Source organism: Curtobacterium sp. 320 (assembly GCF_031455235.1).
Taxonomy (GTDB): Bacteria; Actinomycetota; Actinomycetes; order Actinomycetales; family Microbacteriaceae; genus Curtobacterium.
In genome coordinates this window covers 88,127-99,646 of sequence record NZ_JAVDSI010000010.1, presented here as the reverse complement: position 1 = coordinate 99,646, position 11,520 = coordinate 88,127, and the positions used below count along the sequence as shown (strand labels likewise).

Sequence of the window (11,520 nt, the reverse complement as noted above, 5' to 3'; positions counted from 1 at the left end):
GGACGGACGGGAGGCGCGGTGCCAGCTGGCACCGCGCCTCCCGTCCGTCAGACGGTCGCGTCCGGAATCCGCCGCTCGCCGCCCAGCCGCGCGATCCGCACGAGCGCCGCGCGCTCCGTCCCCGGCTGGTGCCCGAGCACGGCACCGATGCCGTCGAGCACCACGCCCGCCGTCCGCCGGACCGGGAACTCCACCGGCCCGACCGCAGGCGTCCGCAACCCGAGCATCGAGCGGTGCCGCGGATCGAGGGAGACGACCGCGCCGTCGAAGAGCGCCCGGTACCCGGGGCGCAGCAGGCGTGCGAGCGGCGGGTCCTTGATGAACCGGACGACGTCGAGCGTCCGTGCGGTCGCGACGAGTTCCCCGCGGTCGAGGTACCCGTTCATCTGGGCACGGAGCTCGGCGTCGGACTCGGGGGCGTCCTCGACGCCCATCAGCCGGCCGGCGATCGCCCACTCGCGCACGTAGGCGTCGGCGCCGCCGGGGATGGGGTCGCCCCACAGCTGCGCACTGCGGAGGAAGGCGTCGGTGAACGCGAGGTGCACCCACCGGGCGAGGTCCGGGTCGTTCGCGGCGTACGGCTTCGTGACCCCGTGGCCGTCGACGTACTCGCCACGGACGCGCTCGTGGAGCTTCCGGACCCAGGCGCTCGCGGACCGGGCCGCCGTGGTGTCGCCGTGCGAGACCGTGTAGATCCAGCGGATGGTGCCGGCGAGGCGGCCGAACGGGTCCTCGCGGTAGCGGGAGTGGTCGGCCACGCCGGCGAGCGCCCCGGGGTGGAGCGCCTGGACGAGCAGGGCGCGGACACCCGCGAGGATCGTCTGCTTCCCACCGTGCACCGACCAGGTGGCGGAGCCGGGCCCGAAGAACCCGGCGTCGGTGCCCTGTTCGAGCTCGTCGATCCAGGCCGGGCGCTCCGTCGCACCACCGGTGAACGTGTCGTTGAGACGGGATCGGAAGGCATCGGCGACAAAGGGCATGACGCCATCGTCCGTCGTGCCCCTGACAACGCGCTCGGGTGGCCCGCTAGGTTGGTCGGCGTGAGCATCGACACGCCTCGTCCCTGGCTTGCCTCGTACGCCCCGGGGGTCCCGCACGACATCGACGAGCCGACCGGCTCCCTGTACGACATCGTGGAGGGGTCCGCCAGGCGCTTCCCGAAGAAGGTCGCACTCGAGTTCTTCAAGCGGACGACGACGTACGCCGAGCTCGAGGAGCAGATCCTCCGGGCGGCGAACGGCCTCCGCAAGCTCGGGGTGACCGCCGGCGACCGGGTGGCGATCGTGCTGCCGAACTGCCCGCAGCACATCGTGGCCTTCTACGCCGTGCTCCGCCTCGGGGCCGTGGTCGTCGAGCACAACCCGCTGTACACGCCGCGCGAGCTCCGCCACCAGTTCGAGGACCACGGCGCGAAGGTCGCGATCGCGTGGGACAAGTCGGTGGCGACGCTGCAGGACTTCCCCTCGGACGTGAAGCTCGACGCGATCGTCTCGGTCGACCTCACCCGCGCGATGCCGCGCGGGACCCGGATCGCGCTGTCGCTCCCGGTCGCGAAGGCCCGCGAGTCCCGGGCGAAGCTGACCACCAAGGTGCGCGGCACGACGCCGTGGGACGACCTCGTGTCGAACCGGAAGCTGTCGAAGCGCCACCCCCGACCCGCCACCGACGACGTCGCCCTGATCCAGTACACGTCCGGCACGACGGGCGTGCCGAAGGGTGCGGTGCTGTCGCACGGCAACCTCATCGCGAACGCCGCACAGGCCCGGGCGTGGGTCCCGCAGATCCAGCCCGGTGACGGCAGCGTGGTCTACGCGGTCCTGCCGATGTTCCACGCCTACGGCCTGACGCTCTGCCTGACCTTCGCGATGAGCATGGCGTCGCGGCTCGTGCTGTTCCCGACGTTCGACCCGGCACTCGTGCTCGCCGCGATGAAGAAGCACCCGCCGACGTTCCTTCCGGCGGTGCCCCCGATCTACGCGCGGCTGCAGCACGCGGCGGACTCCGCGAAGGTCTCGCTCGAGGGGATCGAGATCGGCATCTCCGGGGCGATGGCGCTCTCGAAGGAGGTCGTCGAGCCGTGGGAGGCCCGTACCGGCGGCTACCTCGTCGAGGGCTACGGACTGTCCGAGTGCTCCCCCGTCCTGCTCGCGAACCCGGTGTCCCCGGCCCGGCGCCTCGGGTCGATCGGCCTGCCGCTGTCCTCGACCGAGGCGCGGGTGGCCGACCCGGACGACCCGACGAAGGTCCTCGGGACCGACGAGCCGGGCGAGCTCCAGGTCCGCGGGCCCCAGGTCTTCCGTGGGTACTGGGGCAAGGCCGAGGCCACCGACGAGGTCTTCACGCCGGACGGCTGGTTCCGGACCGGTGACATCGTGGCGATCGACGCCGACGGGTACGTCCGGATCGTCGACCGCCTCAAGGAGCTCATCATCACCGGCGGGTTCAACGTCTCCCCGACCGAGGTCGAGGACGCCCTGCTCAAGCACCCGAGCGTGCGCGAGGTCGCGGTCGTCGGGATCACCCAGGGCGGCAACGAGCAGGTCGTCGCTGCCGTCGTGCCGAAGGACCCCGCGACGTTCGACGCCGATGCCCTGCGGGCGTGGTCGCGCGAGCACCTCGCCGCGTACAAGGTGCCCCGCCGGGTGGTCGTGGTCGAGGACCTGCCGCGCTCGATGATCGGCAAGGTGCTGCGGCGGAAGGTGCGCGACCAGATCCTCGGCGAGTAGCGGCGCACCCGCACCCCCGGCGGCGCACCCGCACCCCCGGCGGCGCACCCCTGGCGGCGCACCCGCACCGCTAGGCGCGCGTCCGTTCCGGCACGGCCAGGACCGCCAGCCCGACGACCACCAGCCCGATGCCGACCCAGCCTCCGGCACCGAGGTGCTCCCCCACCACGAGCACGGCGAGCACCGCGGCCACGACGGGCTCGAACAGCGACAGCAGCGTCGCGACCGAGGCGCTCACGGACCGCAGCCCGACGGCGTACAGCGAGTGCCCGAGCACCGTCGGCACGAGCGCCAGGTACAGGAACACCGGCCAGTTCGCCGCGACCCCGAGCGACGCCTGCCCGCCCACGACGGCGAGCACCACGAGCGGGACCGCCGCGAGCCCGAACACCGCACCGACGAAGCCACGCTCACCCGGCAGGGACGCGCGAGCCGGCAGGGCCGCGCGAGCCAGCAAGGAAGCACGGTCCGCCACGGACACACCGCCGGGCAGCGCGACGGGAACGGACACCGCACGCATGCCCCGCGCGACCGCCCACGAGTACAGCGCGTACGTCAGCCCGGCGAGCAGCGCACTCCCCAGGCCGAGCACGAGCGACCCGTCCCGGTCGGCACCGTCCGACGCACCCGCGCCCGCGCCCGCATGCTCGGAGGACCGCGCGAGCGTCACGACGACCATCCCGACCACGCTCACCAGGGTGGCGACGACCCACCTGCGCGTGACGCGCCTCCCGTCCGCCACCCACTCGACGAGCCCCGCGAACACGGGCGACGACCCGATGGCCACCGTCGTGCCCAGCGCGACGCCCGCATCGGCGAGGGCCGCGTAGAACGCGACCGCGTAGACGACGAGCGACGCCGCGCCGAGCAGCGCCCAGCGACGGCTCGCCGGGTCGGCGACCGCGCGGAGCGTGCCGCGACCGGCGCCGAGGGCGAGGACGAACCCGCCGAGGCCGAACGTCACGGCCCCGAACACGAACGCGGGGACCCCGGGCGCGAAGTGCGTCGCGGTGCCGGTGGTCCCCCACACGGCCGCGGCGACGAGGACCGCCGCGAGTCCACCGACGGGCCCGGAGGCGCGGCTCGCGTCCGCCCCGCCCGTCACGACACGTGGACGCTCGGTCGGCGGTTCACGTCGGGCTCCGCCTCGCGCAGCACCTCGCGCGTCACGGGCGCGACGTCACCGACGCCGGTGAACACGAAGCGGATGGCGTTGCGGATCGGGCTGCCCTCGTTCCACTCGAAGTAGATGCTCGGGACGACGCCGGCGATGTCCCGGATCGCGAGGAGCGTCGACGCGATCGTGTTCGGCACGTTGCCCGACCGGACCTTGAGCACGCGGTGCCCGTGGATGACGTGGCCCTCGACGACGAGGTCCTCCTCGAAGTCGGAGGAGTCGGCGGGCAGGACCTCGAGGAACATCGTCGGCACGCGGGCGGGGATGCCGGAGTCGCGGCGTTCCTCGCGCCCCTTCGACCGGTACGCCTCGGCCGTGCCGGCACCCGGTTCGTTCGCGATGATGCAGACCGAGCTGAACTGGTCGGCGTCGGCCTCGATGAACTGCCGGGCGGTGGCGTCGAGCTCGATCGACGACGCACGGAGCTCGAACGACCGGCGGACGCGGGAGACCAGCGAGACCACGACGATCGCGATGATGAAGATCGCGGCGATCCGGACGCCGTCCGGCCGCTCGATGACGTTCGCGACGGTCGTGTACACGAAGACCACGGCGATGATGCCGAACCCGATCGTGCGCTTCTTCTGCTGCTTGCGTCGGGCCGACAGCGTCACCGCGACCGCGGCGCTCGTGATGAGGACGAGCACGCCGGTGGCGTAGGCGCCGCCCTGCGCGTCGACGTTCGCCTGGAAGATGATCGTGATCACGAAGGCGATGAGCGTGAAGATGATGACGAGCGGCCGGGTCGCCCGCGCCCACTGCGGTGCCATGCCGTAGCGGGGCAGGAACCGGGGCACGAGGTTGAGCAGACCCGCCATCGCACTCGCACCGGCGAACCACAGGATCGCGACCGTCGAGAAGTCGTACACGGAGCCGAACACGCCGCCGAGGTACTCGTGCGCCAGGTACGCCAGCGCCCGCCCGTTCGCGCCGCCGCCCGGCTGGAACTCGTGCTGCGGGATGAGGAAGGTGGTGACGATCGACGAGGTGATGAGGAACGAGCTCATGATGACCGCGGCGACGGTGAGCAGGCGCTTCGTCCCGCGGATCCGGCCCTCGGGTCGGGCGCTCGTGTCGTCGGACGCGTCACCGCGCACCTGCGGCATCACCGCGACGCCGGTCTCGAAGCCGGACAGGCCCAGCGCGAGCTTCGGGAAGACGACGAGGGCGATGCCGATCATGACGAGCGGGTTGCTGTGCTGCGCCGTGAGGCCGCTCCACCAGTCGCTCGCCACCATCGGGTGCTCGAACACGTGCCACAGGGACACCCCGACGACGACCGCGTTGAGCAGCAGGTACACCGCGACGAGGGCGACCGCGATGCCGATCGCCTCCTTGAAGCCGCGGAGGAACACGACCCCGAGCAGGAGCAGCAGTGCGAGCGTGAGCGGCACCGGGATCTCGGTGAACCAGTGCGGCGTGAACGGGTTCTCCGCGATGTGCGCCGTCGCGTCCGCCGCGGACAGCGTCATCGTGATCATGAAGTCCGTCACGGCGAACCCGAGCAGCACGAGCACGAAGAGCTTGCCGGCCCACCAGGGCAGGAGCTTCTCGAGCATCATGATCGAGCCGGCGCCCCGGAAGCTGTCCTGCGCGACCCGGCGGTACACCGGCAGGGCGCCGAACAGCGTGACGAGCACGAGCACGATCGTCGCGATCGGCGACAGGAGCCCTGCGGCGAGCGCGGCGATCGCGGGCTGGTACCCGAGCGTCGAGAAGTAGTCGACGCCCGTGAGGCACATGACGCGCCACCACGAGTGGGTCTTCTCCACCTCGACCTGGTGCGGGCCCTGGTGCGAGGCGCCCTGGTCGGCCCCGTGCAGCATCCAGCGACGCACACGGGTGCTTCGGTCGAGGGGAGGCTCGGTCGCGTCGCGTTCCGCGGCCCGCTCGGCGTCTGTCGCGGTCACGGACACGATCGTAGGCCGTCCTAGCGCCGTGGTCTCGCGATCACCGCCGCGACACCGGCCACCACGAGCAGGACCCCGGCGGTCAGGCAGGCCCCGAGCAGGAGCGTCATCGGGTCGACGGTGAACCACGGCAGGGCGCTCACGGCCATCGCGGCGGCGAACACGAGGAGGACGACCCCCCAGAACACCGTGCCGAAGCGGGGTGCGCGGCGCGGGCGGCGAGCGGGTGCCGGGGCCCCGTCGAACGGGGTGGTCGGGGTGGCCCGGTCGTACGGGGTGGCCCGGTCGTACGGGGTGGTCCGGTCGTACGGGGTGGTCGGGTCGACCGGGGTGGTCCGGTCGTCCGGGGTGGTCCGGTCGTCCGGGGTGGTCTCGTCGTTCGTCATCGTCTCGTTCCTCACTGGTCGACGGTCACGGCACGCGGCACGTCGACGCCGCCGCCGATGACCCACACGTGCACGGTCGTGGTCTCGGCGGCGTCCGCCGATCGCGCTGCCCGGTTCTCGACGGTCGTCGTGCCGAGCGCGCCACCGAGGCTGTCGTCCGCGTCGTCGTCCGGACGGAGCTCGACGCCGTACCCGACGCCGCTCACCCGGACCCGGACGGGTGCGTCGGTCGGCAGCTGGACCTCGGCTCCCCCGGCTCCGAGCCAGAGGTTCACCGTCCCGCCGCCGTCGGCCTCGTCGAGCCCGCGGAGGTCCAGCGTCGGCCCACCGACCACCATCGCGTAGTTCCGCTCGGTACCCGGCCGGACGTCGTCCACCCGCCAGGTGGTCCCGCCGACGACCGTGACCTGCGTGCCGGTGGGCAGCACCCCCGTCACGACGAGCGCGACGACCCCGATGGTCGAGAACAGCCCGAGGCCACCGCTCTCCCGTCCGCGTACGCCGGCCACGACGGTCGCCACGGCGAGCACGGCGACCGCGGCGGCGATCCCGAGCACCGGCACGGGCAGGTCGGTCTGCTGCGCCCACACCGCGACGCCGGCTCCGACGACGAGGGCGAGGCCCAGGCTCACGGCGACGTACCCGGCGCCGGGGAGCCGATCGGCTCGCTCCGCTCGCCGTTCCGCCTGACGCTGCCGTTCCGCGCGCATCCGCTCGGTGTGCTGACGGTGTCGGTCCGCCGCGGAGGTCGTGTCCCACTGCCAGGAGGCGCTGCTCGCCCCCGCCGCGGACCCACCGGGAGCGACGTGGTCGGGTCCACCCGCCGTCGTCGCGCCCGTCGCCGCCCACGGCGTCGGCGCGGGGTCGTCGGCACTCGTCCAGAAGTCGCGCCGCGTGCCCGGCTCCGCCGGCTCGCCGTGCGCCGCCGGCTCACCGGCCGCCGCCTGGACGCCGGCTGCCGACTGCGAGCCCCGGCGCGCCAGGACCACCACGAGCCACACGGCGCACCCCACGAGGGCGATCGTCCACGCGGTCCCGAGCGTGGCCGAGAGCCAGCCGGGCATCCCCCACGCCACCGGGACACCCTGCCACCAGATGCCCTGGACGGCGGGGACGAAGGTCAGCACCACGAGGACGCCGATGGCGATGAGCGCCGGGTCGAGCACCCCGCGGACCATCCGCTCGACGTGGATGCGTCCGGACGAGTCCGGCAGCAGCGCCCACCCCGCCGCGTAGGCGAGGAACACCGGGCCGCCGAGGAGCGCCACGACGATCGCGACGCCCCGCACCACGAGCGGGTCGAGCCCGGTGCGCTCGGCGACGGCGCCGCACACGCCGGCGAGCCAGCGGTCGTCGGACCGGGTGACGTGGATGCCCCGGATCCAGTCGAAGAACCGTGTCGCCGACGCGGGGCCGCCGGTGTCCTGTTGTGTCATGGCCACCAGCATCGTGGCCGTCGACGGTCGGCACCATCGGGGTTCACCCTGATCGTCCCCTGATCTCCGCCCCGGAGCCCGCGATCGGCGGACCCGGGGTGCCAGGATTGGCCCATGCCGACCGCCACGATGTCCCGCCCGGCCCTCCGGGTCGTCGGTGGCGTGTGCGGCGGGTTCGCTGCCCACACCGGGCTGCCCGTCGGCGCGGTGCGGCTCGCGACCGCGGTGCTGGCGGTGTGCGGCGGGGCCGGTGTCCTGCTCTACGCCTGGCTCTGGGCGACGACGCCGAGCCAGGGTCCGGCGACGCCGACGTCCCTGCGAGCGGTGCTGACCCGTCCCGCAGCGGACGCCGAGGCCGCGCCGGACGAGCCCGCGCGCCGGGCGCCGGTCGTGGAGATCCTGCTCGGCATCGCCCTGCTGACGGCGGGCGGCGCGATGGTCGCCTCACGGCTCGGCGCCGACGTCCCGCTCGCGTTCATCGTGCCGGCGATCGTCGTCGCCACCGGAGCGGCACTCGCGTGGCGGCAACTCGACGCCCTCCGGAACGTCCGCGCCGCGGGGTCCTCCGCCCTCGTCGTCCGGGCCCTCGGCGCGCTCGTGCTCGTCGTGCTCGGCATCCTGCTGTTCTTCACCTCGAGCACGCACCCGAACGTCTGGACGGTCCTCACCGCCGCGACCGCGGTGCTGCTCGGCGTCGCCGTCGTGGTCGCACCCTGGGTGGTCCGGCTCGTCCGCGACCTCGCCGAGGAGCGCGCCGCCCGCGTGCGGGACGTCGAGCGGGCCGAGATCGCGGCGCACCTGCACGACTCCGTCCTGCAGACCCTGGCGCTCATCCAGCAGCGGGCCGAGCCGGGCTCCGACGCCGCACGGCTCGCGCGGGCCCAGGAGCGCGAACTCCGGTCGTGGCTGTTCGCCGAGCAGGCCGAGCCGACCGCCGACCTCGGGGCCCAGCTCCGGGCGACCGCGGTCGAGATCGAGACCGAGTACCCGGCGCAGGTCGAGGTGATCGCGATCGGTCCGGCGCGGGCCGACCTGCCCGAGGGCATCGTCGCGGCCGCCCGCGAGGCGATGCTCAACGCCGCTCGGCACGCCGGCGGGACCGTCCGGGTGTACGCCGAGACCGCCCACGACCGCGTGGAGGTCACCATCGGCGACCGCGGGCCGGGCTTCGACCCCGCGGCCGTCCCGGAGGGCCGCTACGGCGTCCGCGAGTCGATCGTCGGCCGGATGCAGCGCATCGGTGGCACCGCGACGATCGCGCCGGGGCCGGGACGCACCGGCACCGAGGTCCGTCTGGTCCTCCCCCTGACCGCCCCCGACCGGCCGACCGAGGAGCACCCGTGACCGACGACCCCACCGCGCAGCCGCAGGCCGCACCGCTCACCGTCGCCATCGTCGACGACCACTCCATCTTCCGGGCCGGCGTGCGCGCCGGGCTGCCGCCGCGCCTCCTGGTCGTCGGTGAGGCCGCGACCGTCGACGAGGCCGTCGACCTCGTCGCCGCGACCCGACCGCGCGTCGTCCTGCTCGACGTCCACCTGCCCGGCGGTGCGGGCGGTGGTGGCGCCGAGGTGATCGCACGCGCCGCCCCGGGCCACCCGGACACCCGGTTCCTCGCGCTGAGCGTCTCGGACGCGGCGGACGACGTGGTGCGGGTGATCCGGGCGGGAGCGCGCGGGTACATCACCAAGAGCTCGTCGGAGGCCGACGTCGCCGAGGCGATCGACCGCGTGGCCGAGGGGGACGCGGTGTTCTCGCCGCGGCTGGCCGGTTTCGTGCTCGACGCGTTCGGCGCGGTGAGCGGCGAGACCGCGCAGGTCGACACGGAACTCGACCGCCTGTCGGCGCGCGAGCAGGAGGTGATGCGGCTCATCGCACGCGGGTACGCCTACAAGGAGGTCGCCGCGGACCTGTTCATCTCGGTGAAGACCGTCGAGACGCACGTGTCGAAGGTGCTGCGGAAGCTGCAGCTGTCCAACCGGCACGAGCTCACGGCGTGGGCGCTCCAGCGGAAGCTCCTCTGAGCTCTATTTCGAGCTGATCCGCGTGTACTTGTTCACCGACCACGGCACGAACACCACCAGCATCACCGCGATCCCGATCAGCACCGTCACGATCGGGTGCTGCATCGTCCAGATGTCCGGCACCGGCGCCGAGCCGACGTTGCCGAACAGCTCGCGGGCGGCCTGCACGAGCGACGACACCGGGTTCCACTCCGCGAAGACCCGCAGCACGAGCGGCAGCGTGTCGCTCGGGACGAAGGCGTTGGAGATGAACGTCAGCGGGAACAGGATCATGAACGAGGCGTTGTTGATCACCTCGGGCGTCTTGACGCTCATGCCGAGCAGCGCCATCACCCAGCTGAACGCGTAGCTGAAGAGCAGCAGCAGCGCGATGCCGGCGAGGAACTCCAGCGGCGACGAGTTCACCCGCCACCCGACCGCGAGCCCGGTGAGCATCATGATCGCCATCGAGATGCCGTTCAACACCAGGTCGGAGTTCGTCCGGCCGACGAGCACCGCTGACGCCGACATCGGGAGCGTGCGGAACCGGTCGATGAGCCCTTCCTTGAGGTCCTGCGCCATCGCCGAGCCGGAGAACGTCGCGCCGAACACGACCGTCTGGGCGAAGATCCCCGCCATCAGGAACTGCGTGTAGTCGGTCCCCTGCACCTGGATCGCGCCGCCGTAGACCTGGCTGAAGAGCAGGACGAACATGATCGGCTGCAGCACCGCGAACACGAGCATGTCCGGCGACCGCTTGATCTTGATGAGGTTCCGCTTGGTGACCGTCCAGCCGTCCTCGAACCAGACCGCCGCGGGCGACGTGACGACGACGGGCAGTTGCCGGCCGAGTGCCGTGGCGGGTGTGGTGGCGGTCATCGTGCCGCCTCCTTCTGCTTCGTGGCAGCCGGGTCGACCGCATCGTCGTCCGTCGCCGCGTGGCCGGTGAGCCGGAGGAACACGTCGTCGAGGGTGGGGCGTCGCATGCCGGCGTCGTGCAGCTCGATGCCGGCGTCACCGAGGTCGGCGAGCACCCGCTGGAGTGCCGAGGGTCCGGCCTCGACCGCGATGGCGTGGGTCCGGCCGTCGCCGGAGGCCTCGACCTCACCGACGCCGTAGCGACGCAGGACGGTCGTGGCGGCGTCCGCATCGGCCTGGTCGACCAGCGTGATGACGACCCGGTGGCCGCCGACCTGGGCCTTGAGGTGGTCGGAGGTGCCCTCGGCGATGACCGTCCCGCCGTCGATCACCGCGATGTCGTCGGCCAACTGGTCGGCCTCTTCGAGGTACTGCGTGGTGAGGAGCACCGTCGTGCCCTCGGCCACGAGCCCCTCGATGACGCCCCAGAGCGCGAGCCGGCTGCGCGGGTCGAGCCCGGTGGTCGGCTCGTCGAGGAACAGCACGCGGGGGTTCATCACGAGCGCGCCGGCGAGGTCGATCCGCCGCCGCATGCCGCCGGAGAAGCCCTTCACCGGACGGTCCCCGGCCTCGGCCAGGTCGAAGACGTCGATGAGCTCGCGAGCCCGTTCCCGCGCCGTCCGACGACCGAGGTGGTAGAGCCGCCCGATCATCTCGAGGTTCTCGAACCCGGTCAGGTTCTCGTCGACCGCGGCGTACTGGCCGGAGACCCCGATGGAACGCCGGGTTGCCTGCGGGTCGGCGATGACGTCGATGCCGTCGATCGTCGCCGTGCCGCTGTCCGGCGTGATGAGCGTGGTCAGCACCTTCACCGTGGTGGTCTTGCCGGCACCGTTCGGCCCCAGCAGCGCCTTGACGGTGCCCTGCGGCACCACCAGGTCGAGCCCGGCCAGTGCGTGCACGGGACCGGACTTCGATCGGTACGTCTTGGTCAGCCCGGAGGCTTCGATGATGGCCATGTCGC

Annotated in this window: 10 protein-coding genes; 3 read left to right on the top strand and 7 right to left on the bottom strand. The window is 72.9% G+C overall.

Annotated elements, in window-relative coordinates:
* Positions 1 to 47: 47 nt before the first annotated feature.
* Positions 48 to 980 (bottom strand): oxygenase MpaB family protein, encoded by a 933-nt coding sequence (locus tag J2X60_RS14035; RefSeq protein ID WP_309888303.1) that lies wholly within the window; start codon positions 978 to 980, stop codon positions 48 to 50.
* A 60-nt stretch (positions 981 to 1,040) separates the two neighbouring features.
* On the opposite strand from J2X60_RS14035, the gene J2X60_RS14030 reads away from it, so the two are divergent.
* The gene (locus tag J2X60_RS14030; protein WP_070416639.1) at positions 1,041 to 2,726 is read left to right on the top strand and encodes a long-chain-fatty-acid--CoA ligase; all 1,686 of its coding nucleotides are present in this window, start codon (positions 1,041 to 1,043) and stop codon (positions 2,724 to 2,726) included.
* Between the two features lie 70 nt (positions 2,727 to 2,796).
* On the opposite strand, the gene J2X60_RS14025 is transcribed toward J2X60_RS14030, so the two are convergent.
* The 4 genes from J2X60_RS14025 to J2X60_RS14010 all read right to left on the bottom strand — a co-directional run bounded on the left by J2X60_RS14025 (position 2,797) and on the right by J2X60_RS14010 (position 7,635).
* A complete protein-coding gene (locus tag J2X60_RS14025; RefSeq protein WP_309888301.1) occupies positions 2,797 to 3,831 on the bottom strand; it encodes an EamA family transporter in 1,035 nt (344 codons plus the stop codon).
* Positions 3,828 to 5,729: an amino acid transporter gene (locus J2X60_RS14020; RefSeq protein ID WP_396127757.1), complete on the bottom strand. Its 1,902-nt coding sequence runs from the start codon at positions 5,727 to 5,729 to the stop codon at positions 3,828 to 3,830. Before J2X60_RS14020 ends, J2X60_RS14025 begins: the two co-directional genes overlap by 4 nt.
* Before the next feature lie 104 nt (positions 5,730 to 5,833).
* Positions 5,834 to 6,199 carry a hypothetical protein gene (locus J2X60_RS14015; RefSeq protein ID WP_309888299.1) on the bottom strand — a complete coding sequence of 122 codons (366 nt, stop codon included), beginning with the start codon at positions 6,197 to 6,199 and terminating at the stop codon, positions 5,834 to 5,836.
* 11 nt (positions 6,200 to 6,210) lie between these two features.
* Positions 6,211 to 7,635, bottom strand: coding sequence for a PspC domain-containing protein (locus tag J2X60_RS14010; protein ID WP_309778961.1), 1,425 nt, complete (start codon positions 7,633 to 7,635; stop codon positions 6,211 to 6,213).
* 114 nt (positions 7,636 to 7,749) lie between these two features.
* Here J2X60_RS14010 and J2X60_RS14005 point away from each other — a divergent pair, with 114 nt between their 5' ends.
* On the top strand, positions 7,750 to 8,979 hold the full coding sequence (locus tag J2X60_RS14005; RefSeq protein WP_309888297.1) for a PspC domain-containing protein: 1,230 nt from the start codon (positions 7,750 to 7,752) through the stop codon (positions 8,977 to 8,979).
* A complete protein-coding gene (locus J2X60_RS14000; protein ID WP_070416644.1) occupies positions 8,976 to 9,659 on the top strand; it encodes a response regulator transcription factor in 684 nt (227 codons plus the stop codon). Before J2X60_RS14005 ends, J2X60_RS14000 begins: the two co-directional genes overlap by 4 nt.
* Before the next feature lie 3 nt (positions 9,660 to 9,662).
* On the opposite strand, the gene J2X60_RS13995 is transcribed toward J2X60_RS14000, so the two are convergent.
* Together J2X60_RS13995 and J2X60_RS13990 are read right to left on the bottom strand one after the other, a co-directional pair.
* The gene (locus J2X60_RS13995; protein ID WP_070416645.1) at positions 9,663 to 10,517 is read right to left on the bottom strand and encodes an ABC transporter permease; all 855 of its coding nucleotides are present in this window, start codon (positions 10,515 to 10,517) and stop codon (positions 9,663 to 9,665) included.
* A complete protein-coding gene (locus J2X60_RS13990) occupies positions 10,514 to 11,515 on the bottom strand; it encodes an ATP-binding cassette domain-containing protein (protein WP_309888295.1) in 1,002 nt (333 codons plus the stop codon). Before J2X60_RS13990 ends, J2X60_RS13995 begins: the two co-directional genes overlap by 4 nt.
* Positions 11,516 to 11,520: the final 5 nt, after the last annotated feature.

Excerpts from the sequence above, each read along its gene's own strand:
- J2X60_RS14035 (WP_309888303.1), bottom strand. The coding sequence starts at position 980 with ATGCCCTTTGTCGCCGATGCCTTCCGATCCCGTCTCAACGACACGTTC.
- J2X60_RS14020 (WP_396127757.1), bottom strand. The coding sequence starts at position 5,729 with ATGCTGCACGGGGCCGACCAGGGCGCCTCGCACCAGGGCCCGCACCAG.
- J2X60_RS14015 (WP_309888299.1), bottom strand. The coding sequence starts at position 6,199 with ATGACGAACGACGAGACCACCCCGGACGACCGGACCACCCCGGACGAC.
- J2X60_RS14010 (WP_309778961.1), bottom strand. The coding sequence starts at position 7,635 with ATGACACAACAGGACACCGGCGGCCCCGCGTCGGCGACACGGTTCTTC.
- J2X60_RS14005 (WP_309888297.1), top strand. The coding sequence starts at position 7,750 with ATGCCGACCGCCACGATGTCCCGCCCGGCCCTCCGGGTCGTCGGTGGC.
- J2X60_RS13995 (WP_070416645.1), bottom strand. The coding sequence starts at position 10,517 with ATGACCGCCACCACACCCGCCACGGCACTCGGCCGGCAACTGCCCGTC.
- J2X60_RS13990 (WP_309888295.1), bottom strand. The coding sequence starts at position 11,515 with ATGGCCATCATCGAAGCCTCCGGGCTGACCAAGACGTACCGATCGAAG.